Raw genomic sequence first — 23152 nt, 5'->3', positions numbered from 1 at the left:
CATAATCACCGCATCTGATTGGGGTTGATTCAACCCTTTAAAGGTATAAATAACCGTGGATGCCGTCTTGTCGCTGCTGCTGACCGACCTGGCTGCCGAGTTGCCGCCGGCGGTGCGCCTGCAGCGCTTGGTGAGCAGCCTGCGTGAGCACTTCGGCTGTGGTGCCGTGGCCTTGCTGCAGCGCGAGGCCGAACATCTGCGCCCGGTCGCGGTCGACGGGCTGGTGCGCGACGCGTTGGGCAGGCGTTTCGAGTTGCAGGCGCATCCACGCCTGTCGGCCATCCTGGCCCGCTCGGGCGTGACCTGCTTCCATCACGACAGCACGCTGCCCGATCCCTACGACGGCCTGATCGACGAACACGCGGGCGAGCCGCTGCCCGTGCACGACTGCATGGGCGTGCCGGTGGCGGTTGAGGGTGAGTCCTGGGGCGCGCTGACGCTGGACGCCCTGCGGGTGGGCACCTTCGATGCCCGCGCCCAGGCGGATCTGCAGGCGCTGCGCCCGCTGGTCGAGGCGGCGGTGCGCATGTCGCGGCTGGAGGCCCAGGCGCGCGCACTGCGACTGGGCGGCGTCGACACGGCCGAGCGCCCGGTCGGCGAGGAGGGTGACATCCTCGGCCAGAGCGAGGCCATCGCGCGGTTGCTGCACGAACTGGCGGTGGTGGCCGACTCCGAACTGCCGGTGCTGCTGCTGGGCGAAACCGGGGTGGGCAAGGAGCTGTTCGCGCACCGCCTGCACCGCTTGTCGCGCCGCCACGGTCGCTCGCTGGTGCATGTCAACTGCGCGGCGCTGCCCGAATCGCTGGCCGAGAGCGAGCTGTTCGGGCACGTCAAGGGCGCGTTTTCCGGTGCGGTGAGTGATCGTCCCGGCCGCTTCGAGGCCGCCGAAGGCGGCACGCTGTTCCTGGACGAGGTCGGTGAGCTGCCGCTGGCGGTGCAGGCCAAGCTGCTGCGCACCCTGCAGAACGGCGAGATTCAGCGCCTGGGTGCCGACCGGCCACGGCGCGTCGACGTGCGCGTGGTGGCGGCCACCAACCGCAGCCTGCGCGAGCTTGTGCGCGACGGCGGCTTCCGCGCCGATCTCTACCACCGCCTCTCGGTCTACCCGATCCCGATCCCGCCCCTGCGCGAACGCGGCCACGACGTGCTGCTGCTGGCCGGACGATTCCTGGAGCGCAACCGCGCGCGGCTGGGCCTGCGCAGCCTGCGCCTGAGCACGGCGTCCGAAGAAGCGCTGCGACGCTATCCCTGGCCAGGCAATGTGCGCGAGCTCGAACACGTGATCAGCCGCGCCGCGCTCAAGGCCGTCAGCCGCGGCGCGGTGCGCACCGACCTCGTCACGCTCGGGCCGGAGCTGCTGGACCTGGAGGCCGCCTCGGCCGTGCTGGACCCGGTGCCCCCGGTGGCGGCGGAGGGGGCCGTCGCAGCGCTCCGGAGCGGTAGCCTGCGCGAGCAGGTCGAAGCCTGCCAGCGCCAGGCGGTCCGCACCGCGCTCGATGCCCACGCGCAGAACTGGGCCCAGGCCGCGCGCGCCCTCGGCTTGGACGCCAGCAATCTGCACAAGCTCGCCCGTCGCCTCGGGCTCAAATGAGGATGCGCCGAGCCCGGGGGCGCCGGTGCGCCAGGGTCTGGACGACAATCCGGGAATGAACCATCTCTCGCTTTTCCTGCCTTGCGCCGCTGGCGTGGAGGACTTTCTGGCTGCCGAGGTGCAGCGCATCACCGGCAGCACCGACGTGCGCAAGTCGCGCGCCGGCGTGGGGCTCATGGGGGCCTGGCGCGACGCGCTGGCGCTCAATCTGCACAGCCGGCTGGCCCAGCGTGTGCTGGTGCAGCTCTGGCACGGCCCCTACCGCAGCGAGCAGGATCTGTACACCGCCGCTGGCGATGTGGCCTGGGAAATCTGGTTCACGCCGCAGCAGACCATGAAGGTTGAGGTGACGGCGCAGCACAGCCCGCTGCAGAGCCTCAATTTTGCGGCGCTCAAGATCAAGGACGCGGTGTGCGACCGCTTCCGCGCCAAGCGCGGCGAGCGCCCCAGCGTCAACACCACCTGGCCCGACGTGCGCCTGTACGCCCACCTCACGGCCGAGACGCTGAGCCTGTACATCGACACCTCGGGCGAGCCGCTGTTCAAGCGCGGCTGGCGTGAAGACAAGGGCGACGCGCCGCTGAAGGAAACGCTGGCGGCGGCGATGATCGCGGCCACCGGCTGGAACGGGGCCGAGGCCGCGTCGCTGGATGACATCGCCCCGCTGTACGACCCCTGCTGCGGCAGCGGCACGGTGGTGATCGAGGCGGCGCAGATGGCGCTGCGCATCGCGCCCGGCCTGCAGCGCCGCTTCGCGTTCGAAAAGCTGTTGCCCTTCCAGCCGCACGTCTGGCACGGGCTCAAGGACGCCGCCGCGAAGCAACGCCGCGAATGGCCTGCCGGGCACAAGCCCATCGTGTTCGGCTCCGACGTGGCCTTCCGCATGGTCGACTTTGCCCAGCGCAACGCCGAGCGCGCTGGGGTGGCTTTCGCCATCGAGCTGCGCGGTGGCGACGCCCTGCAGCGGTTGCCCCCGACGACTCAGCCCGGCGTGCTGCTGCTCAACCCGCCCTATGGCGAGCGCATCGCAGCCGCCGGCGTGGCGGGCCAGAACGCCCAGTCGCGGGCGGCCGAACGCGGCGGGCGCGCACCGCGCACCTTCACGGTCGGCGCCAAGGCCGCCCCCGAGCCGGGACTGGGGCGCGAGAGCGCCCAGATGGCCGATGGCAGCGACGGCAGCGATTTCTTTGAGCGCCTCGCCGCACACTGGAAGAGCCATTACACGGGCTGGAGTGCCTGGCTGCTCACGCCCGACCTCAAGCTGCCGGGCAAGATGCGCTTCAAAGAATCGCGCCGCGTGCCGCTGTGGAACGGCCCGATCGAATGCCGGCTGTTCCGGTTTGACCTGACGCCGCGCCGTTCGCCGCCGCCTGCTGCATGAGGGCCGACGCATGAGGGCCGGCGCACTGGTGCTCGACACCAACATCGTGCTCGACCTCTTTGTCTACGCCGATCCCGCCGTGGCGCCGCTGTACGAAGCGCTGGCGCAGGGCAAGGCGCACTGGCACGCCACCGCCGCCATGCGCGAAGAGCTGGCGCGGGTCCTGACCTATCCGCACATCGTGCGCCGCCTGGAACGGCGGCCCGTGACCGCGTCGGCCGTGCTGGCGGCCTTCGACGAGCGGGCGAAGATCGTGCCGGCAGCGCCCAAGGCCGCCTACACCTGCAAAGACCCGGACGACCAGAAGTTCATCGACCTGGCCGCCGCCCTCGCCACCCCGCAGGGCGCGACCCTGCTGAGCAAGGACGCCGCCGTGCTGTGCATGGCGCGGCGTTTGGCGACGCTGGGCGTGGAAGTCGCGAGGGCCTGACGCCGGCCGTTCCGCGTCGCTGACGCGCGATCCGCTCGCTGTGGCTGTGGGAAAAGACGCGCCCTGACGGAGCTGTCCCAAGGAGGGAGACCCCGCGTCACCCACCTACACACTGCGTCGACAAAGGGCAGCCCAGCCCCACGGCCCTTCCGGCGCGAAGTGTCTTCACGAGCAGGGCAACGAGGGTCCGGCTCCGCCGGCCCAAGCTGCCGTCCCCCCTCCCAGCGGCGCAGCCGCGCCAGAGAGGGGGGAAGCCGCGTCAGCGGCGCAGGGGGGTGTCAGTGGACACTCCCGCCATCGATCAGCAGGTTCTGCCCCGTCATGTAGCCGGCGTAGCGGGACGCCAGGAAGGCACACCAGGCGCCCAGTTCGTCCGGGTCGCCGAAGCGGCCGGCCGGGTTGGCCGCTTCGCGGGCTTTCCAGAGGTCGGCAAAAGGTGTGTCCGTCTGGCGCGCGCTGTGTTCCAGGTGCACGCGCTGGGCGTCGGTGGCGAAGGGGCCGGGCAGCAGGTTGTTGATGGTCACGTTGTGGCGCACGGTTTCGCGGGCGAGCGCGTTGGCGAAGCCCACCAGGCCGGCGCGCGCGCCGCTGGACAGGCCCAGGCGCAGGTCGGGTGCGCGCACGCTGCGCGAGACGATGTTGACGATGCGGCCGAAGCGCCGGTCCATCATGCCGTCCACGGTGCGGCGAATCATCTCGATCGGGCCGACCATCATGGCGTCGAGCGCTGCGTGCCATTCGGCCGGCGCCCAGTCGCGGAAATTGCCGGGCGGCCAGCCGTCGGCGTTGTTGACCAGGATGTCGGGTGCCGGGCTGGCCTGCAGGGCGGCGTCGCGCCCTTCGGGCCGGGTGATGTCGGCGACCACGTACTGCACGGGGCGGCCCGTGGCCTCGCCAAGCCGGCGTGCCGCTTCGATGAGGGTGGATTCGGTGCGTGCGGCGATGCACACGTTCACGCCCGCAGCGGTCAGGTGCTGCGCACACGCGTAGCCCAGACCCTTGCTGCCACCAAAAACCAGCGCGCTGCGCCCGTCAATGCCCAGATTCATCGTGTGTGGCTCTCGTGTGTGACTGACCATTGGGGGCGCTGCGTCAGCGCGGCTGGAAGACGAAGCTGTCGCTGTAGATGTGGTCGACGCTGGCGCCGCGACCGATGAAGGCGGCCTTGGCGTCGGCGATCATGGCGGGCGAGCCGCAGAGGTAGAACGCGGGTTCGGACAGGTCGTCCAGATCGGCCAGCACGGCGTCCTGCACGTAGCCGGTGCGGCCGTTCCAGCCGCTGCCGGCGCGCGAGAGCACGGGCACGTAGCGGAACTCGTACAGGCGCTCGGCCCAGGCGGCGATCGCGTCGTGCAGGTAGAGGTCGTCCGGCGTGCGCGCGCCCCAGTAGAGGTGCACGGGCGGGCAGTCGTCGTCGTCCATCAGCGATTCGAGCATGCTCTTGATGGGCGCCAGGCCGGTGCCCGTGGCCACCATCACCAGCGGGCGCTCGTCTTCTTTGTGCAGGCGAAAGCTTCCCAGCGGGATCTCCACCGGCAGCCGGTCACCGGGCCGGAGCGCGGCGATCTGGCCGTCGGTGAAGTGACCGCCGGGAATGCGACGCACGTGAAAGTCCACGCGCTGCGCGTCGGGCCGGGAGGCCATGGAGAAGCTGCGGCAGCGCCCGTCGGGCAGGTGCACGTTCATGTACTGGCCCGGCTGGTAGATCAGTTCCTGGCCGTCCGGCAGTTGCAGTTGCAGGTGCGTCACATCGTGGCCCAGGGATACCACCCCGAGCACCGTCGCCTCCACCTGCACCGGGTCGCTGCAGTGGCCGGGCGGCATGACGCTGATCACCAGGTCGCTGCGCGGGCGGGCCTGGCAGGCCAGCCCCACGCCCCGTGCGACCTCGTCTTCGGTCAGCGCCATGGGCAGCTCTTCGTAGTCCACCGTGCCATCGCGCACCTGCATGCGGCAGGTGCCGCAGCCGCCGAACGTGCATTCGTGCGGCAGTGCGACGCCCTGGCGCAGCGCCGCGTCGAGCACGGTTTCGTCCGGGGCGACCTCGAAGCGCGTTTCGCGCTCGATCCACAGTACCTCGAAGCCCATGAGCTGCTCTCCTGTGCCGTGTGGCTTACTTCTTGATGTCGGCCTGCACCAGGACGTCCAGGCCGTCGGCGGCCAGCAGGTCCTTCAGAGCTTGCAGCGCGGCCACGCCGCAGGCGGTGTCCTGCTCGCCGTTGCCGCCGCTCAGGCCGACGCCACCGACCACTTCGCCGTTGACCACGATGGGGAAGCCGCCGACGAACACGGCGAACTTGCCTTCAAAGCTCCACTGGATGCCGAAGGCTTCGTTGCCGGGCAGGGCGGGGCCGTTGGGCGGCGTGTTGAACAGGTGGGTGGAGCGCTTGTGGCCGGCGGCCGTGAAGGCCTTGTTCCAGGCAATCTGCGGGCCGGTCACGCGGGCGCTGTCCATGCGTTCGAGCACCAGCGGGAAGCCGCCTTCATCGGTGATGCACACGGTTTCGGGCACACCCAGTTCCTGGGCTTTGTCGAGGGCGGCGGCGGCCATGCGGCGCGCTTCGGGCAGTTGCAGTTTGAGGCTGGATTTCATGGTTGTCTTTCTTTCTGTGAAGCAGGGCGTGGGCGACGCGGCGATGGCTCAGAGGCCGCGGTAGATCACCTTGGTCTGGGTGAAGAACTCCAGGCCGACGCGGCCGGACTCGCGGAAGGTCGAGGTGCTGGAGTTCTTCATGCCGCCGAAGGGCGCGTTGACCAGGTTGCCGGTGGTGGTGCGGTTGATCTTCACGGTGCCGGACTGGATCTCGTTGGTGAAGCGGTGGATGTAGCGCACGTTCTGCGTGGCGATGGCTGCGGACAGGCCGTACTCGCTGTCGTTGGCCATGGCCAGCGCGTGCTCGAAGTCCTCGGCTTCGATGATCGCGATCACGGGGCCGAAGATCTCTTCGCGGGCGATGCGCATCTTCTGCGTCACGTTGTCGAAGATCGCGGGCATCACGTAGTAACCGTGCTCGTACTCGCCGGTGTGCAGGTGCTCGCCGCCGCACAGCAGGCGCGCTTCCTGTTTGCCGACCTCGATGTAGGACAGCACGGTGTCGAGCTGCTTGGCCGTGGCCAGCGGGCCCAGGTCCATGCCGGGCTGGTCGCCCCGGCCGATCTTGAGTGTCTTGACCTTGGCCACCAGCTTGGCGGTAAAGGCTTCGCGCACGGCCTTGACCACGATCACGCGGCTGGTACCGGTGCAGGCCTGCCCGGTGAGCGAGAAGCCGCCCTTGATGGCCAGGTCAACGGCCTTGTCGAGGTCGGCGTCTTCCATCACCAGCAGCGGGTTCTTGCCGCCCAGCTCCATCTGCAGCCGGGTGGTCAGGTGCACCGTGCGGTGGATGTGCATGCCCGCCTGGGTGGAGCCGGTGAAGGAGATCGCGCGGATCGCCTGCGAGGTGGTGATGATCGGGCCCACGTCGCCGGCCTTGCCGGTGACGTAGTTGATCACGCCCTTGGGCAGGCCGGCGTGGATCAGCGCTTCGACCAGGCGCAGGCCGCTCAAGGGCGCGTCGGACGAGGGCTTGAACACCACGGTGTTGCCGGTGACCAGGGCCGGCGCGATCTTGCGCGCCGGGATCGAGGCCGGGAAGTTCCAGGGCGAGATGACCGAGACCACGCCCAGCGGCTCGCGCTGGCTGAACACGGCCATGTCGGCGTCGTCCTGGGGGTAGCTTTCACCACCGAAGGTCTGGCCTTCGGTGGCATAGAAGCGGAAGGTCTGGGCAGCACGCAGGAATTCGTCCTTGCCGAGCGCGACGGACTTGCCCTCTTCACGGCTGAGCTCTTCACCGAAACGCTGGGCGTTGTCTTCCAGGTAGTCGGCGGCCTTGTTCAGCAGGCGCGCACGCTGGCCGATCGGCGTCTTGCGCCAGAGTTCGAAGGCGGTGGACGCTGCGTTGACGGCGTCTTCGGCGTCGAGGGCCGACGACGACTGGAAACGGCCCACCACCTCGCGCGTGTCGGCGGGGTTGATGTTGTCGAAGGTGCGGCCGTTGCGGCACCGGATCCATTCACCGTCGATGAAGTTCAGGAATTCTTCTGTCTGCATGGCGTGCTGCTTGGGAAATCGAGGGAGGGGCAGCCGGGTGGCGCGCGGCCTGCGCGGAAGTGCTGTGCCGCACCGCGCGCCACCCGGTTGCATCAGGCGGCCAGGGCCGGTTCTTCCTTGGCGACGTAGTCGTTGTAGAGCGCGGTGGTGTAGAGCAGGCGCATCTGGGCACCGATCTCGCAGATCTTCAGGCAGCGCTGTTGCAGCTCGACCGTGTTGGCGTGCTCCAGCACGATCTGGTAGCCGCGCTCGCCGTGGATTTCGTCGGACACGATGTGCAGGTCGAAGAATTCGACCTCTTCATCGGTGAAGCCGTACTTCGCGCGCAGCGTGGGCGTCTGCTTGCGGTAGATGGAAGGCACCTGCGATTCCAGGCCCACCACCAGGCCGGCGACGGCCACCACGGGGTCTTCACGCATCGCCACGGCGTAGCACCAGGCTTGCAGGCCCCGGGTCGTGGGCGACATGTTGTCGGGGTCGACCACGCGCTCGCGGGTGGTGCCGCAGGCTTCGGCGAAGCGGATCAGCAAGTCGGTGTGGCGGTCGCCACCGATTTCCTCTTCGTACATGTTGGCCAGCAGGAAGTCCTTGGCCTCGGTCATGTGATCGGGCGTGCGGGCGTACAGGTACCCCAGGTAGTCGGCGAAGGGGCCGACGTAGTGGTAGTGGTTCTCGGCCCAGCGGGCGAGGTGGTCACGGCTGAGCGTGCCGCCGGCCCAGGCGAGGCTGAAAGGCGACTGGTTCGCGCTCTTGCCCTTGATGGCGTTTTCGAGGGCGGTCCGGAATTCGTCGCGGTTCATCAGTTGAGGCATGGAAGGACTCCTTGACAGAGGGTGGTGGGGTGGGGGGCGCTGCCGGTGCCGGGAGGCGATGGGATCCTAGCAACGTATACAGTATACAAATATACCTGGCGAAGTCGAGCGGTGACAGTGAATCCCGGGGAAATGACGGTCAGCGCTTGGACGTCGTTAAAGTATACTGTATACTGAAACCTTGCAGACGCCAAGAATTCTTTCAATCCCGGAGTGATTCCATGCCCATCGTCACGTTTCACAAGAACGGCCAGGTCTACCGCGACGAAGTCAAGAGCGGCGCCAACCTCGTCGTGCGCGCCGGCATCCGGGAGTTCCCGTTTCCGCACCTCAAGTACGAATGCGGCATGGGCAAGTGTTCCAAGTGCGCGACGCGCGTGCTGGCGGGTGCCGAGCACCTGCCGCCGCCCAACTGGAAAGAGAAGAAGCAGTTGGGCGACCGCCTTGCCGAGGGTTACCGCCTGACCTGCCAGCTCTGGCTGGAGCACGACATCGAGCTGGCCCAGGACTGAGAGGCCGAGAGGGAATCGATCGCGCCCTTGCGGGCAGGCCCCATTCCCTCCCGGCCTCTGAGCGCCACCGGATTCCCCTTCCCCACCTTCCAGGACATTGCCATGTATGTGATCTTGACTTCCAAGCCCGGACAGTTCCGCAGCGAACCCAGCGAAGGGCTGGTGCCGGTGGAGGCGTACGACTACGTTTTCTACGGCCGCGTGAAGGCGCGTTTTCTGGTGGCCGAGTTGCTGCAGCCGACCCGCATCCGGGTGATCGACGAGACCGAGCCGGTCACCATCAACAGCGTGCCGACCAAGTTCCTGGAACGTTTTGAAGACTTGGACAGCGCGCGCCGCGAGCTGCGCCATCTGTGCGCCTTCGGCAGCATGAAGGCCGAACTCGCGCCCATCGATCCGGCACGCTTCGCTGAACGGGTGGTGGCATGAGCACGGTGCAGATCACGTTCCTGACGAATGCGGGCAAACAGGTCCAGGCGCCGGAGAACAGCAACCTGCTGCGCGTGTCGCTGCGGGAAAAGGGCGGTATTCCGTTCAAGTGCGGGGGCGGCCTGTGCGGCACCTGCAAGTGCCGCATCGAGGAGGGCCTGGCGAACACCGACGACGTCAAGGCCAAGGAGCGCAAGCACCTGAGCGAAGCGGACCTGGCCGCGGGCTACCGCATGGCTTGCCAGACCTTCGTGAAGGGCGACATCGCCGTGTCGTGGTGATGGCCATGGACTGGCTGTCTGCCGAAGTGGCCCAGGGGGTGAGCGGTGGGCACTACCTGGCCGCCGGGGTGCTGGTGCTCATCGGCGCCTGCCTACAGGGCGTGAGCGGGTTGGGCTTTGCCATGTTCAGCGCGCCGCTGGCCGCGATGTGGTTTCCGGAGCTGGTGCCGGGCCCGCTGCTGGTGCTCAGTTGCCCGCTGGCGCTCATGGGCGGCCTGCGCGATCGCGAAGCGATCGAATGGCGTCTGGCCGGCATGGGCGTGGCCGGGCGGCTGGGCGGCACGGTGCTGGCGGCGGCCTGCCTGGTGTTGCTGTCGGTGAAGACGCTGTCGCTGATGTTTGCGCTGCTCATCCTCACCGGCGTCAGCCTGAGCCTCACCGGCTGGCGCGTGCTGCCAACGCGGCGCAGCATGGCCATGGCCGGCCTCGCTTCGGGAATGATGGGCACCATCACCTCGGCCGGCGCCCCCCCGTTCGCCATCGCCATGCAGAACATGGGCGCGGCGCAACTGCGCGGCACCATCGGCGCCATCTTCTTCATCGGCTCGGTGGTGTCCATCACCGTGCTCACGGCGGTCGGGCGCATGGGGGCGCACGAATACCTGCTGAGCGCCCTGCTGATGCCCTGGATGTTCGCGGGCTTCTTCGCCTCCAACCCCATCAAGCGGCACGTGCCGGCTCCGCTGGTGCGCAGGCTGCTGCTCGCCATGGCGGCCGCCGGGGCGCTGGTCGTGCTGTTCCGTACCTTGTTCGCAGCCTGAGGATTTCTGCCATGCAACACATTACCGACGCCATCGTCGACGCCACCATCACCCCGGAAGACGCGCAGGTCGTGCTTCAGGACGCTTTTGAACGCTTCGGCCGCAGCGAAGCGGCGATGCAGGAGCGTGTGCGCACCGAAGCCCAGGGCATCAAGCTGTCGACGCTGGGGGCGGTGATTCCTGGGCAGCAGGTGGCTGGCGCGAAGGTCTACACCACCATCCAGGGCCAGTTCACTTTCGTGATTCTGCTGTTCTCGACCGAGGACGGTCGCGCGCTCGCGTCCTTTGACGCGGGGGCCATCACCCGTCTGCGCACCGCGGCCTGTTCGGTGATCGCGGCGCGCCGGCTGGCGCGTGCCGATGCCAAACGGCTGGCGCTGTTCGGCGCGGGCGTGCAGGGCCGCATGCACGCGGTGCAGATGGCGGGGGCGTTTGCGCTGGAAGAGATCCGCGTGTTCGACCCCTACGCGCCGGCGGATCTGGTGCCGCAGCTCGAAGCCGCCTGCGGCACGGCGGTGCGCCTGGCGACCCCGGAGGAGGCGGTGGCCGGCGCCGACATCGTGGTCACCGCCTCGCGTTCGACGACGCCGCTGTTCGGGGGCGACCAGCTCGCGCCCGGCAGCTTCGTCGCCGCCATCGGCTCCAGCCTACCCCACACACGCGAACTGGACGACCGCGCGCTCGAACGGGCGAGCTGCATCGCGGTCGAGTGGCGCCCGCAGACCCTGCGTGAAGCGGGCGATCTGGTGCTCGCCGCCCCGGGCCTGGTGCGTGACGACCAACTGGTGGAGCTGGGCGAGCTGCTGACCGGCGTGCACCCGGGGCGCCGCCATGCCGACGAAATCACGCTCTACAAATCGGTGGGCGTGGGGCTGGAAGACATTGCGCTGGCCGGTCTGGTCTGGAAAAGATTGAGCTCCCCCCTGCGCCGCTGACGCGCATTCCCCCTCCCAGCGACAAAGGCGTGCCAGAGAGGGGGAAGGCGCGTCAGCGGCGCAGGGGGGGCTTCAAGGCTCCATCTGCGCCGCGTTGTACACGTGGCGCATGGCGAGCAGCGACGCGAGTTCGGCGTCGCCCTTGATCACGGCGCGCAGGATGGCGGCGTGTTCGTCCCAGTTCTGCTGCCCGCGCTCGCGGTTGAGCGGGGTGAACAGCAGCGCCGTGCGGTCGCGCAGCGAGCGCATGATGTCCTGCAGCACGGAATTGGCGGCGATGCTGCCCAGCGCGTCGTGGAAGCGCTGGTTCATCAGCAGCAGCGTGGCGTGATCGGCCGAGGTGGCCAAGCGCGTGCCTTCGGCCAGGATCGTTTCCATGTCGGCAATCTGCCGCTCGTCGTGGCGCTGGGCCGCGAGTTTGGCGTTCAGGCCTTCGAGCGTGGCACGCACCTCGACCAGTTCGCGCACCTGCTCGGGGCTGAAGGCGGTGACCGAAGCGCCGCGGCGCGGCTCGATGGTCACCAGGCCTTCGGCGGCCAGTTGCCGCAAGGCTTCACGGACCGGCATGCGGGAGACGCCCAGCTCGTCCGAGAGACGGCTCTCCACCAGCCGTTCACCCGGGGGAATGGCGCCGCTGAGGATGCGCTCGCGCAGGGCCTGGACCACCAGGGTGGTCAGCGGCGAGTGCGCTGCCCCCAGGGTTGCCTCCTTTTTGGGTAGGTTCATGGAGCCTTCGATGAACGTTCGAGAGTCGGGACGGGGCAGCCCATGCCGGCGCCGTCTTGGATACTGAATTCTATGCGAGCACCCGCTCTGCGCTCAGGGCTGGCGGTACCGTGAAGGATGACGAAAATCATGGGCCCATAAAAAAGACCGCGCCGGAAAGGCGCGGTCAAACGGTCATGAAAAAGAAAGCTGCGTGCCGGAAGCGGCTCAGAACATGTGCAGCAGACCCAGGGCGAAGACGTCACCGTCCTTGTCGGCGGCACCCGGGGTCTTGATCTTGTTGGCGCGGTAGCCGCCGTAGACCGAGGTGCGCTTGCTCAGGCTGTAGAAGGCCGCGATGCTGTAGCCGGTGCGTTCCATTTCGGGGCCGACGTTGACGAGCTTGCCGGTGTAGTTGGCGTCGCCGCTGAAGCCGGTGATCTCGCCCTTGGAGCGGGCCAGGCCGCCGGAGAGCAGCCAGCCGCCACCCAGCGGCACGTCGGCGCCGAACTGCCATTCGGTGGTGCTGGCATCGGCGAAGGCGACGCGGCCGTAGCTGGCCAGCAGCTTGGCCATGCCGAGGTCGTAGGAGCCGCTCAGGCGGGTGTACTTCAGGGCCGTGGCGTCGCCGTTGGCCTTTTCGGTCTGGTAGCCCAGGGCGGCAAACACCGGACCGTTGCCGTATTTGACGTTCAGGCTGGCCACGGAACCGCGGCCGGCGCCCGCGCTGGCGTTTTCGCGGCCGTAGCTGACGGCGCCGCTGACGCCGCCGAATTCGGGCGTGGCGTAGTACAGGCCGTTGTCCGGGTTGTCCTTGTACGAAGTGGTCAGCCAGGTGCCCTGGTTCGGGGCCAGCAGAGAGTTCTTGGCCGCCAGGGTCGAACCGCTGATGTCGTCGAACGCGCTCCAGGCGCGGCCGGCGCGCACTTCACCGAAGGCGCCCGAGAGGCCGACCCAGGACTGGCGGCTGAAACCGGTGCTGCCGGCGCCGCCGTTTTCCAGCGCGAAGCCGTGTTCGTACTGGAAGTTGGCCTTGAGGCCGCCGCCCAGGTCTTCACTGCCCTTGAGGCCGAAACGGGTCTGGTAGACGCCGCCGCTGGACATGGCGGTGGTGCGGTCGCCGGTGTCGGCGTCCTTGCGGCTGGCGACGTAGACGTCGGCCAGGCCATAGAGGGTCACGCTCGACTGGGCAAAGGCTGCGCCGGAGGCCAGCAGGGCGGAGGCAAGCGCCAGGTGTTTTTTCATGATGGAAGCGTCCTTGAAAGGGAGGGGATGGGAAAAAGGGGAAAACAGCGGAATGGGGTCAGAAGATCAGCACCCCGGCCACGGTGGCCACGGACAGGCCGATCAGCACAGGCAGGGTGAGTACGCGCACGAGGTCGGTGACCGAGACGCGGGCGAAGCCGGCCACAGCAATCAGCGACGACCAGGCGATCAGCGTGCCGCCGCCGGTCCAGATCGCGCCCATCTGGCCGATGGCGGCCAAGGTGGTGCTGTCGATGTTGGAGACCGGGCCCAGGGCGCCGGCCAGCGCGCCGGTCAGCGGCAGGCCGGAGAAGCCGGAACCGTCGATGCCGGTGACCATGCCCACGATCAGCAGGCCGAAGGCGACGAACAGCGGGTTGTGCGGAATCCAGTCCTGCACGCTGCGCACCAGATCGAACAGCAGGCTGGGGGTGGCGCCGGCGTCGCCACCGAAGATGGCGGCGGCGGTTTCGCTGGCACCCAGGAAGAAGAAGCCGGCGATCGGCAGCACCGAGCCCATGGCACGGAAGGCGAACACGAAGCCGTCGGTGACGTGGTCGGCACTGGCTTCGAGCATCTGCCGGCCGCCCTTCATGGCGAGCGTGGCCAGGATCATCAGCAGGGCGGCTGCGCCCCCCACCAGCGAGGCACCGGCGCCGCCCTTGAAGTCACCCAGCGGCACGCCCAGCTTGGGCAGCACCATCAGCACGATCACGGTCAGGAAGACCAGCGGCGTCACGACGGCAAACAGCTGGGACCACTTGAACTCTTCGGCCGGCACGCTCTTGAGCTCGCGCTTGAGGTCCTGGCTGGTCACGGGCTGGTGTTCGCGGCTGGTGCCCTGGGCAATTTCGGCCTTGTGCGTGGTGCCTTCGTGCGCGTGCTCGGCCAGTTCGCCCTTGACGGCGAGTTCCTGCCAGCGCTCCAGGTGGGTCGCGCTGGGTGCCTGGAACTTGCGGCGGTGGAAGACGAAGATCAGGGTCAGAGCGACCAGGCCGGTGATGACCGAGAGCGCGAGGGCACGGTCGGCCACGATGGCCGCGGCGACACCGGCGGCCTTGGCGCTGATGCCGGGGGCGACACCGATCACGTAGTCCGAAGACAGGGCCATGCCCTGGCCGGCGACGGCGATGGCAGCGGCACCGACGATGGGTGGCAGGCCGGCGGCAATGGCGGCGGGCAGCAGCACGGCGCAGACCAGTGGCACGGCAGGCGTGGGCCAGAAGAACAGCGAGATGAAGTAGGTGATGCCTGCCAGCAGCAGGTACGACACGGGGCCGTTCTTCATCAGCAGGCGGAAGGGCCGCACCATCAGGATGTCGGACTTCAGCGCCTTCAGTGAGTTGAGCAGCGCCGTCATCAGCGCGATCACCAGAAAGATGCTGAACAGCTCCTTCGCCGCGACCAGGCTGGCGCCGTAGATGCTGCCCAGGCCGGCCAGCGGATTGCCGGTCCAGGCGACGCCGACGAGAAAGGTGGCGACGATCGACGGCACGAGCACGTTGGCGCGGAACATCATCGTCACGATGATGCTGACCACGCCAATCAGGTACATCCAGTGCGCCGCTGTGAGGGTTACGTTGGAATCCATGGTTGTCGTTCAGTGGGGTGGCCCTGCCAGGGGGCGGGGCGGGGTTGATACACCGGGTGGGCGGCCGGGTCAGGACCGTCTACCCCGAGCTCCTCGAAGAACCCTTGCTAGTCGGGGCTGTGTCTCTGTCGGACCCATGCCCTCGGTGTCTTCCCTGGTTTCGTCTTCGGTGCATGCGCCCTGATTTGGGGCGTGACCGTCGACAGAACTGATCGTATACAGAATACAAATAAGCCGGATACAGGGTTTTCCCATGGCTGATTTGTGCTGCTTTGGGGCTCTTTTAGGGATCTTGTTGGACGTCTTGGTGCATATCAGGCCTCGTTTCTGTTGTTTCCTGTTCTTTATGGATACGGTATACCGTTTCCTGTTCAGGTCATATGCAGGGATCGTGCCAGGTGTTAGATGGGGCTCTCTTGGTGAAATTCGGGTGTCGGTGGGATATGGCATCCTGGGTTCGGTAGGGGTCTGGTGGGCTGATAGTTCATTTCGTATACTGTATTCATCAAACAGTGGAGAAGACCATGCATGCTTCCAACCTCCTGGCGAAGGCCGGGGTGTCCAGTGCCTCGGCCATGGTGGCCACGGGCCATCCTCTGGCGGCCGCCGCTGCGGCGGCCTTGCTCAGCGAAGGGGGCAGCGCGGTCGATGCGGCCATTGCGGCCGATGCGGTGCTGGGCGTGGTCGAGCCGATGGCGACCGGTATCGGCGGCGACCTGCTCGCGATGCTGGTGCCCCCAAATGGGGCGCCCGAAACCTACAACGGCACGGGCCGCTCGCCAGCGGCGCTGAGCCCTGATGGCCTGGCCGGGCTGCCGGGTGGCAAGCTGCCCGAGCGGCACGCGCTCACGCACACCGTGCCGGGGGCGGTGCAAGGGTGGTGGGATCTGCATCAGCGCCATGGGCGGGCGCCCTGGCCGCGCCTGTTCCAGGCCGCGATCGAATGCGCCCGCGACGGCTTCGCGGTGGCGCCGGTGGCGGCCCGGGAGTGGGCCCTGTTCGAACCCGTGATCGCGGCGGATCCGGTGTCTGCCCGTCTGTACCGGGCGGGTGCGGTGCCGGTGGCCGGGGAGCGATTCAGCAATCCGGAACTGGCCGGCGTCCTGGCGGCGGTGGCGGCCGACGGGCCGCAAGCCTTCTACCGCGGCGTGCCCGCACAGGCCGCGGCGCGGGCCAGTCAGTCCCGTGGCGGGGTGCTCGCGGCGGCCGACTTTGCGGCCCACCACGGGCATTTCGATGTGCCTTTGCGTGCGCGCTTCCGGGGGCTGGATGTGCTGGAGTGCCCGCCCAACACGCACGGGCTGGCGGTGCTGCACGCGCTGGAAGCGCTGGAGCCGCTGCCACTCGATCCAGGCGACCCGGCGACGACGGTGGCCATGGTGGACCGCATGGGCGAGGCGCTCGCCCACGCCAAGCGGGTGGTGGCCGATCCGGCCGGCAACACCGTGTGCACCGTGGTGGTGGACGCCAGCGGCCTGGCGATCACCCTGATGAGCAGCGTCTTCAAGCGCTTCGGCAGCGGCGTGGGCGTGGCCGGCTGTGGTTTTGCGCTGCAGAACCGCGGGTTCGGCTTCTCGGCGCCGGGCCACATCAACGGGCTGGCACCGTCCAAGCGGCCCTACCACACGGTGGTACCGGGGGCGGCGCTGCGCGATGGGCGCTTCCACGCGGGCTTCGGTGTCGTCGGTGGCGCCATGCAGCCGCAGGGCCATGTGCAACTGCTGACGCGCATCGCTGCGTGGGGTGAACCGCTGCAGGCGGCGATCGACGCGCCCCGCTGGCGCCTGGAGGCCGACCGGGCGCTGGCCACCGAAACCGGGATGCCCGCTGCGGTGGTGCAGGCCCTGCGGGCCGCCGGCTACCGCGAACCCGACGGGCTGGGCGAACTGGGCGGCCGCAGCGACTTCGGCGGTGCCCAGGTGGTGCTGCGCCAAGCCGACGGCACGTTGCTGGGCGGCTCCGACCGCCGCAAGGACGGCCTGGCCCTCGCCTGCTGAAGGCGCCCGCGCCTGATTTCCATTCCCTGACTGCCGCCGTACCTTTATGACCCTCAAGATTTATGGCATTGCCGCGTCCCGAGCCCTGCGCCCCCTGTGGGCGGCGGAAGAGCTGGGCCTGCCCTACGAACACATCCGTTACCACTTCAACGGGCCGGAAACGCGGGAGCCGGCCTACCTGGCGCTGAACCCGAACGGCACCGTGCCGGTGATCGACGACGAAGGCCTGGTGGTCTTCGAGTCGCTGGCGATCACGCTGCACCTGGCGCAGAGCCGCGCACAAGGGGGGCTGTGGGCGCAGACCCCGGCCGGCGTGGCGCAGATCTATCAGTGGACGCTGTGGGCGGCGACCGAGGCCGAGACGCTGGCGCGCCAGTGGTTCCAGCACACGAGCTTTCTGCCGCCCGAAAAGCGCCTGCCGGCGCTGGCTGAAGAAGCGCTGGACCGCCTGCAGGGGCGGCTGCGTGTGCTCGACCAGGCCCTGCAAGGCCGTGACTACCTGGTCGAGGACCGCTTCACCGTGGCCGACCTGAACGTGGCGGCCGTGCTGCAGCGCTTCGAAGTCATGGCGCGCGAAGACTTCCCGGCGGCATTGGCCTGGCACCGCCGCTGCCTGGCGCGCCCGGCATCGCAACGCGCCTTTGCGTTGCGCCAGGCCGGCTGAGGCGCTGTCTGCGGGAGCGGCGCGATGGTGGCCGGCGGGTCAGGTGATGGCGAAACTGTCGGCGCGGGCCGAAGGCCAGTAGAAGCCGAAGACGTTGGACAGGTTGGACGCGCCTTGGAGCAGGGCGCCAGGGGGCACCGAAGGCAAGAGGGTGGCGAGCAGCCGGACCTCGTTCTCGCTGAGGCGCCGCACGATGTGGTGGGCGCTGATCTCGCTCGGGTGGGTCAGGCCGGCGGCCTGCACCAGTTCGAGCAGCGCCTTGAGGGTGTTCTGGTGGAAATGGAACACGCGATCGGCCTTGTCCGGCACCACCAGGGCCTGCTGGCGCACCGGGTCCTGCGTCGTGACCCCGGTCGGGCAGTGGCCGGTGTGGCAGTTCTGCGCCTGGATGCAACCCAGCGCGAACATGAAGCCGCGGGCGCTGTTGCACCAGTCGGCGCCCAGGGCCATGGCGCGCGCGATGTCGAAGGCGCTGACGATCTTGCCGGCCGCACCCAGGCGGATGCGGTCGCGCAGGTTGACGCCGACCAGGGTGTTGTGCACCAGGCGCAGCCCCTCCTGCAGCGGGGCACCGACGTGGTCGGTGAATTCGAGCGGTGCCGCACCGGTGCCGCCTTCGGCCCCGTCGACGACGATGAAGTCGGGCGTGATGCCGGTTTCCAGCATGGCCTTGACGATGGCGAACCACTCCCAGGGGTGACCGATGCAGAGCTTGAAGCCGGTGGGCTTGCCGCCCGAGAGCTCACGCAGCCGGGCGATGAACTGCATCATCTCGATGGGGGTCGCGAAAGCGCTGTGCGCCGAGGGTGACACGCAGTCGACACCGACCGGCACGCCGCGTGCGGCGGCAATTTCGGGCGACACCTTGGGCCCCGGCAGCACGCCACCGTGGCCCGGCTTGGCGCCCTGGCTGAGCTTGAGCTCGATCATGCGCACCTGGGGATCGAGCGCGTTGGCCTTGAAGCGTTCCTCGCTGAAGCGGCCGGCTTCATCACGGCAGCCAAAATAGCCCGAGCCGATCTCCCAGATCAGGTCGCCCCCGTGCAGGCGGTGCCAGGACGAGATCGAGCCTTCGCCCGTGTCGTGCGCAAAACCGCCGCGCTTGGCACCGGCGTTCAGGGCCTGGACGGCGTTGGCCGAGAGCGCGCCAAAGCTCATGGCGGAAATGTTGAACACGCTTGCCTCGTAGGGCTGGGTGCAGGCGGGGCCACCGATGGTCACGCGAAAGTCGTGCGAGCCGACCTGGGTGGGCGCCAGCGAGTGGTTGATCCACTCGTAGCCCTCGGTCTTGACGTCGAGCTGGGTGCCAAAAGGGCGCTTGTCCATCTCGCTCTTGGCGCGGGCGTAGACCAGGCTGCGCTGGCTGCGCGAAAACGGCGTGGCCTCGGTGTCGCTTTCGATGAAGTACTGGCGCATCTCGGGCCGGATGTACTCGAGCATGAAGCGCAGGTGCCCGATCACCGGGTAGTTGCGCAGCACCGAGCTGCGCGTCTGCCACACATCCCAGGCGCCCAGCGCCGAGAGGCCACCGAACAGCAGCAGCCAGCCGCCACCGAGGCCGAATCCGACCAGGGTGAACAGGCTCAGGATGGCGCAGAGCACACACAGGGCGAGCACGGTGTAGCGGATGGGGTAGAGGGCGTTCAGTCGTTCAAGCATGGGCAGGAAAGGATGGCAGGCACGCGGCTACACTGCCCCGCATCTTAATGAACCGCCCGCCGGACCATGAGCATCGAAACCCTGAACGCCCCCATGGAAAGCGCCGACTTCGACGCGCTGGAAGACATCCTCGACGAACTGCGCAGCCGCGACGAGAACGTCCCGCAGTGGGAATTTCTCGAAGGCGCCATCGCGGCGCTGGTCTGCACGCGCCGCGTGGTGCCGCCCAGCGAGTACCTGCCGGTGCTGATTGGTGTGGGCAGCGACCAGCCCAACCTCTTTGCCGACGGTGCGCAGGCCGGCCGCTTCATGGCCCTGTGGACGCGGCGCTGGAACGAGGTGGCGAGCGCGCTGGACACCCAGGTCGAGACCCTGGAAGACGAACGCACCTACCACCCCGAGGTGCTGGACGTGCGCGGCGCCATCGCCATGCTGCCCGAGGCCGAACGCGAGGCCGCGTCGGCCGAGCCCCTGCCGTCCTTCGGGCAGATCTGGGCGCTGGGTTTCCTGTCGGTGGTGGAGGACTGGGCGGACGACTGGGCCCCGCCGCGCGACAAAGAGGCTGCTGGCTGGATCGAAGACGCGCTGGACTGCATGGCCGAACTGGCGGGCGACGACACCGGCGAACCGGCGTTCAACATGCACGCCGAGGACGGCCCGCCCAGCGTGAGCGAGGCCCGCGCCAATGCGTATGGCGAAGCCATCTGGGCGGTGTACGACCTGCGCCAGGTCTGGCGCAGCCTGGGCCCGCGCACCGAGCCACTGCGCAAGAGCGCCGAGCCCGGACGCAACGATCCCTGCCCTTGTGGCAGCGGCAAAAAATACAAGAAGTGCCATGGCGCCTGAGGCGCTGCAGCGACCCCTGCGGGGGCCGTCGGCGCTCAGCCCTGTTGCAGGGTGCGCAGCAGGTCCAGCACGCGCAGGCGTTCCCGTTCGAACGCGGTGTTGAGCAGCGTACAGGCCTGATCGGTTTGGCCTGCGCGGTTGAGCTGCAGGGCCTGTTGCGCCAGGGTGTGCAGTTGGCGCTGGGCCTGGATCAGTTCCGCGAACCGGGGGTGTCGACCCAGTGGCTGCGGTGCCATGCGCACGAACCACAGGCCCAGGTCGCTCAGGTCTGCGTTCATCCAGTCGGGCAGGGTTCGCTGCTCGCCAGGGGGGAGCGTGAGCAGGTTGTTGAACTGCACGCACCACTCCAGGTGGTGGATGACCGCCGACTGCAGGTCCAGGCGTTCCGAGCGGGTCAGGGGTTTGTCCGGCGCGGGCGGCGGGCTGGCGGGCGGCGCGGTGGTCGGTGCTTTGCGGGTGCGCCGCCAAGGCAGGAATCGGTTCAAGGGCATGGCGCCGGCAGCATAGGACGCGTGAGCGGCCTGCCGATGCCCTGGCTGTCGAGATCGGGCTCGAGGGGTGACTTGCATCACGCCGGTGTTGCGGTCATGCCTCGCCCCATTCTGGGGTCCGCTCAGGCGGGCAGGAGCTCGAACACGGCTTCGGCCACGACCTGGCCGTTGATCTGCAGCTCGATCCGGTGTTCGCCCGGGTACAGGGTGCGGGTGGTCACGGGCCGCAGGCTGTGGCGTTTGGTCAGCGCGCGCTGTTCGCCTGGCGCCAGCGTGAGTTTCCAGCCCTTGAACACCTTGGGGGCGCTGCGGCCGTTGGCTTTGCGGTGGTGGACCGCGTAGTCGATCACCAACGCCTGCTCGCCCGGCGCGCGGCTGTGCAGCGCGACCTGCAGGCCGATGTCTTCGCCGATGCGGGCCTGTGATGCGTCCAGGCTGAGCGTGGCGCTGCCGGTCAGGCCCTGGGCCAGGCCCCAGGCGGCGAGTGTGGGCGCGTGACCCTGTTTGACCAGGCCGCGGCTGGCGTGGCGCAGCAGCGCCTCGCGCTGGGCGCTGGCACCGCGCCGGTGCCGCACCACCCAGTCGGCGATCAGGTCGGGGTGGTCCTTGGCAATGTCGTTGAGGTGGTTGGCCACGCTGCGGCGCACATAGCTGCTGGGATCGTCCTGCAACGCCAGCAGCAAGGGCAGGGTGGGCGAGGGGTCGGCCACCAGGGCCTGCAGGCGCAGGCCCCAGGGCAGGCGCGGCCGGCTGCCTTCGCTGACCAGGCGCCGCACGTGCGCACTGGGGTCGTGCTGCCACTGCGCCAGCGTGGCCAGCACCGCAGCGGGCTGGTCGCGCAGGAACGGCCGGATCGCGAACTCGGCCGAGAAACGCTGCGTGAGGGCGTGCAGGCATGCCAGGGCGCGGGCCAGATCGTGCTGGCCGTGGCGGGCCACGTACTCGCCCATGGCCCAGACCGTCCAGCCGGAGATGCCGAGTGCGCTCTGGGCGTTGCTCAGACCCGTGGGTTCGCCCTCGGCATCGATCGCGATCGGCGGCGCCAGGCTGGCTTCGAGCACGTCGGCGGCGGCCGCGAAAGGTGCGGGCAGCGTGGCGCCCAGGGCGTTGGCCAGTTGCATGGCGCGGGCCTTGAATTCCAGCGCGTCCAGGCCGTCCAGGGCCAGGCGTTCGAAATGGTGGCGATCGAATGCCGGCCAGGCGCGCTGCAGGTGGGCGCCGGCCTGCTGCACCGTGCCGGCGTTGATGAGGTTCTTGAAAGGTTCGGCCATATCGGGAAAGTCAGTCAGTCAGGCGGTCCAGCAGTCCTTGCAGGGCGCGCTGCACGGTGGCCTGGCGCACGGCGTCGCGGTCGCCGTCGAAGCGGTGGTGTTCGGTGAACACACCTTGGGGCGTGGCCCAGCCCAGCCAGACGGTGCCCACGGGCTTGTCGGCGCTGCCGCCCGTGGGGCCGGCGATGCCGGTCACGGCGACGGCGCAGTCCACCGGGGCGTGGGCCAGGGCCCCCGCTGCCATGGCGCGGGCGACAGGTTCGCTGACGGCGCCGTGGGTGTTGATCAGGGTGGCCGGCACGCCCAGCAGGTCGGTCTTGGCCGCGTTGGAGTAGGTGACGAAACCGCGTTCGAACCAGTCGCTGGACCCGCTCAGGGCGGTGCAGGCGCCCGCGATCAGGCCGCCGGTGCAGCTCTCGGCCGTCGCCATCCGGGCGCCGCTTTGCCGAAGCCGGGCGGCCAGGGCGTCGACGAGTTCGGGAACGGTCGGGCTGTGCATGGTCAGAACCTCCAGAAGGCGAGCACCAGCAGCGTGCAGAACGCCGCCGCAAAATCGTCCAGCAGGATGCCGAAGCCGCCCCGGGGGCCGAAGCCCTTGAAGCGCTGGTCGGCCCAGGCCATGGGGCCGAACTTCACCGCGTCGAAGAACCGGAACAGGCCAAAAGCGGCCAGCTCGGCCATCAGTCCCTGCGGCGCCGCCACCCACAGCACGAGCCAGAACGCGACGATTTCGTCCCAGACGATGTGGCCCGAATCGGCCACGCCCATGTGCCGGGCGGTGACGGTGCAGGCCCACCAGCCCACCAGGGTACCCAGGCCGATGAGGGTGGCCCAGGCGGCGTCGCCGAACCAGGGTGCGAGCACGGCGTGCAGCGCCCAGGCCCAGAGCGTGCCCACGGTACCGGGGGCCAGCCGCGACAGGCCGGAGCCGCCACCCAGCGCGATGAAATGGGCCGGGTGCGAGAGGGCAAATCGCCAGCCCGGGCGCAGCAGGGGAGGCGGGGATGTTTCGGTGCGGGGCGCGTCGGCAGGGGCCGTCAGATTCATGCGGCGATTATCCCGGGGCGATCCGTCCCGTCGAAATGGTCGTGGCCGCGCAGCGGGATGTCGGTCACCGTGCCGTCGGTCTCCACCCCCCGCAGGCCTGGCGCGGCGTCGATGTGGCCGATGCGCTGCACCGGGGTGCCTGCCTGGGTTGCGGCAGCGGCGACCGCGGCGCGCGCATCAGCGGGTGCGGTGAACAGCAGCTCGTAGTCGTCGCCGCCGTGCAGCAGGCATTCGCGCCGCCATTCGGGCGGCAGGTCCGCCAGGGCCGGCGGCACCGGCAGCCGGGCCAGTTCGAGCGTGGCGCCGACCCGGCTGGCCTGCAGCATGTGCCCAAGGTCGCCGGCCAGGCCATCGCTGATGTCCAGCGCCGCGTGGGCGATGCCGGCCAGCGCGCGGCCCAGCGCCAGGCGC

At 68.9% G+C, this 23152-nt stretch carries 25 protein-coding genes; 11 read left to right on the top strand and 14 right to left on the bottom strand.

The annotated features are described in order from the left end of the window. Window positions 1-55 precede the first annotated feature (55 nt). Genes norR through QQK43_RS13300 form a run of 3 tightly spaced genes read left to right on the top strand, consistent with a single transcriptional unit; the run spans window position 56 to window position 3402 of the window. The gene (norR, locus tag QQK43_RS13310) at window positions 56-1591 is read left to right on the top strand and encodes a nitric oxide reductase transcriptional regulator NorR (protein WP_284308163.1); all 1536 of its coding nucleotides are present in this window, start codon (window positions 56-58) and stop codon (window positions 1589-1591) included. A gap of 55 nt (window positions 1592-1646) precedes the next feature. Then, complete coding sequence (locus QQK43_RS13305; protein ID WP_234267147.1) at window positions 1647-2972, top strand: THUMP domain-containing class I SAM-dependent RNA methyltransferase; 1326 nt, start codon at window positions 1647-1649, stop codon at window positions 2970-2972. Between the two features lie 10 nt (window positions 2973-2982). Beyond that, window positions 2983-3402: a putative toxin-antitoxin system toxin component, PIN family gene (locus QQK43_RS13300; protein WP_284308162.1), complete on the top strand. Its 420-nt coding sequence runs from the start codon at window positions 2983-2985 to the stop codon at window positions 3400-3402. A gap of 278 nt (window positions 3403-3680) precedes the next feature. Here QQK43_RS13300 and QQK43_RS13295 read toward each other — a convergent pair whose 3' ends face one another. The 5 genes from QQK43_RS13295 to QQK43_RS13275 form a co-directional block, all read right to left on the bottom strand. After that, window positions 3681-4451 carry an SDR family oxidoreductase gene (locus QQK43_RS13295; RefSeq protein ID WP_284308161.1) on the bottom strand — a complete coding sequence of 257 codons (771 nt, stop codon included), beginning with the start codon at window positions 4449-4451 and terminating at the stop codon, window positions 3681-3683. A 43-nt stretch (window positions 4452-4494) separates the two neighbouring features. Beyond that, window positions 4495-5490: a 2Fe-2S iron-sulfur cluster-binding protein gene (locus QQK43_RS13290; protein ID WP_284308160.1), complete on the bottom strand. Its 996-nt coding sequence runs from the start codon at window positions 5488-5490 to the stop codon at window positions 4495-4497. Between the two features lie 25 nt (window positions 5491-5515). Further along, entirely contained in the window at window positions 5516-5995 is a 480-nt protein-coding gene (locus tag QQK43_RS13285) for a GlcG/HbpS family heme-binding protein (protein ID WP_234267152.1), read from the bottom strand. A gap of 48 nt (window positions 5996-6043) precedes the next feature. Next, window positions 6044-7495 carry an aldehyde dehydrogenase family protein gene (locus QQK43_RS13280; RefSeq protein ID WP_284308159.1) on the bottom strand — a complete coding sequence of 484 codons (1452 nt, stop codon included), beginning with the start codon at window positions 7493-7495 and terminating at the stop codon, window positions 6044-6046. Window positions 7496-7587: 92 nt separating this feature from the next. After that, entirely contained in the window at window positions 7588-8307 is a 720-nt protein-coding gene (locus QQK43_RS13275; RefSeq protein ID WP_284308158.1) for an iron-containing redox enzyme family protein, read from the bottom strand. 221 nt (window positions 8308-8528) lie between these two features. Between QQK43_RS13275 and QQK43_RS13270 the strand changes: the two genes are divergently transcribed. The 5 genes from QQK43_RS13270 (at window position 8529) to QQK43_RS13250 (ending at window position 11225) form a co-directional block, all read left to right on the top strand. After that, window positions 8529-8819, top strand: coding sequence for a 2Fe-2S iron-sulfur cluster-binding protein (locus QQK43_RS13270; RefSeq protein ID WP_234267155.1), 291 nt, complete (start codon window positions 8529-8531; stop codon window positions 8817-8819). A 102-nt stretch (window positions 8820-8921) separates the two neighbouring features. Continuing rightward, complete coding sequence (locus QQK43_RS13265; protein WP_234267156.1) at window positions 8922-9248, top strand: ferredoxin; 327 nt, start codon at window positions 8922-8924, stop codon at window positions 9246-9248. Then, on the top strand, window positions 9245-9529 hold the full coding sequence (locus QQK43_RS13260; RefSeq protein ID WP_234267158.1) for a 2Fe-2S iron-sulfur cluster-binding protein: 285 nt from the start codon (window positions 9245-9247) through the stop codon (window positions 9527-9529). Before QQK43_RS13265 ends, QQK43_RS13260 begins: the two co-directional genes overlap by 4 nt. Before the next feature lie 5 nt (window positions 9530-9534). Then, the gene (locus tag QQK43_RS13255) at window positions 9535-10290 is read left to right on the top strand and encodes a sulfite exporter TauE/SafE family protein (protein ID WP_234267159.1); all 756 of its coding nucleotides are present in this window, start codon (window positions 9535-9537) and stop codon (window positions 10288-10290) included. 11 nt (window positions 10291-10301) lie between these two features. Beyond that, window positions 10302-11225, top strand: coding sequence for an ornithine cyclodeaminase family protein (locus tag QQK43_RS13250; RefSeq protein ID WP_284308157.1), 924 nt, complete (start codon window positions 10302-10304; stop codon window positions 11223-11225). Window positions 11226-11297: 72 nt separating this feature from the next. Here QQK43_RS13250 and QQK43_RS13245 read toward each other — a convergent pair whose 3' ends face one another. The 3 genes from QQK43_RS13245 to QQK43_RS13235 form a co-directional block, all read right to left on the bottom strand. After that, window positions 11298-11951 carry a GntR family transcriptional regulator gene (locus tag QQK43_RS13245; protein ID WP_284308156.1) on the bottom strand — a complete coding sequence of 218 codons (654 nt, stop codon included), beginning with the start codon at window positions 11949-11951 and terminating at the stop codon, window positions 11298-11300. A 207-nt stretch (window positions 11952-12158) separates the two neighbouring features. Next, window positions 12159-13175 (bottom strand): porin, encoded by a 1017-nt coding sequence (locus QQK43_RS13240; RefSeq protein ID WP_284308155.1) that lies wholly within the window; start codon window positions 13173-13175, stop codon window positions 12159-12161. 58 nt (window positions 13176-13233) lie between these two features. Further along, window positions 13234-14766: a hypothetical protein gene (locus tag QQK43_RS13235; protein WP_234267163.1), complete on the bottom strand. Its 1533-nt coding sequence runs from the start codon at window positions 14764-14766 to the stop codon at window positions 13234-13236. 524 nt (window positions 14767-15290) lie between these two features. Here QQK43_RS13235 and QQK43_RS13230 point away from each other — a divergent pair. Both QQK43_RS13230 and QQK43_RS13225 read left to right on the top strand, forming a co-directional pair. Then, on the top strand, window positions 15291-16763 hold the full coding sequence (locus QQK43_RS13230; RefSeq protein WP_284308154.1) for a gamma-glutamyltransferase family protein: 1473 nt from the start codon (window positions 15291-15293) through the stop codon (window positions 16761-16763). Between the two features lie 46 nt (window positions 16764-16809). Beyond that, window positions 16810-17427, top strand: a complete 618-nt coding sequence (locus tag QQK43_RS13225) for a glutathione S-transferase family protein (protein ID WP_284308153.1) — start codon at window positions 16810-16812, stop codon at window positions 17425-17427. 39 nt (window positions 17428-17466) lie between these two features. Here QQK43_RS13225 and QQK43_RS13220 read toward each other — a convergent pair whose 3' ends face one another. After that, complete coding sequence (locus QQK43_RS13220) at window positions 17467-19086, bottom strand: FMN-binding glutamate synthase family protein (protein ID WP_284308152.1); 1620 nt, start codon at window positions 19084-19086, stop codon at window positions 17467-17469. A gap of 66 nt (window positions 19087-19152) precedes the next feature. On the opposite strand from QQK43_RS13220, the gene QQK43_RS13215 reads away from it, so the two are divergent. Then, a complete protein-coding gene (locus QQK43_RS13215) occupies window positions 19153-19932 on the top strand; it encodes a YecA/YgfB family protein (protein ID WP_284308151.1) in 780 nt (259 codons plus the stop codon). A 35-nt stretch (window positions 19933-19967) separates the two neighbouring features. On the opposite strand, the gene QQK43_RS13210 is transcribed toward QQK43_RS13215, so the two are convergent. From QQK43_RS13210 to QQK43_RS13190, 5 genes are all read right to left on the bottom strand, one after another. Next, complete coding sequence (locus QQK43_RS13210; protein WP_284308150.1) at window positions 19968-20423, bottom strand: hypothetical protein; 456 nt, start codon at window positions 20421-20423, stop codon at window positions 19968-19970. Window positions 20424-20545: 122 nt separating this feature from the next. After that, window positions 20546-21694 carry a DNA alkylation repair protein gene (locus QQK43_RS13205; protein WP_284308149.1) on the bottom strand — a complete coding sequence of 383 codons (1149 nt, stop codon included), beginning with the start codon at window positions 21692-21694 and terminating at the stop codon, window positions 20546-20548. 10 nt (window positions 21695-21704) lie between these two features. Further along, window positions 21705-22193 (bottom strand): CinA family protein, encoded by a 489-nt coding sequence (locus QQK43_RS13200; protein ID WP_234267170.1) that lies wholly within the window; start codon window positions 22191-22193, stop codon window positions 21705-21707. 2 nt (window positions 22194-22195) lie between these two features. Then, window positions 22196-22741 carry a phosphatidylglycerophosphatase A family protein gene (locus QQK43_RS13195; protein ID WP_234267171.1) on the bottom strand — a complete coding sequence of 182 codons (546 nt, stop codon included), beginning with the start codon at window positions 22739-22741 and terminating at the stop codon, window positions 22196-22198. Beyond that, a partial coding sequence (locus QQK43_RS13190; protein WP_284308148.1) for a thiamine-phosphate kinase occupies window positions 22738-23152 on the bottom strand: 415 nt, incomplete at its 5' end. The genes QQK43_RS13195 and QQK43_RS13190, both read right to left, overlap by 4 nt.

Origin of the sequence: Hydrogenophaga electricum (assembly GCF_030160815.1) — a bacterium.
Lineage (GTDB): Bacteria > Pseudomonadota > Gammaproteobacteria > Burkholderiales > Burkholderiaceae_C > Hydrogenophaga > Hydrogenophaga electricum.
This window is presented reverse-complemented; position numbering and strand designations above follow the sequence as displayed.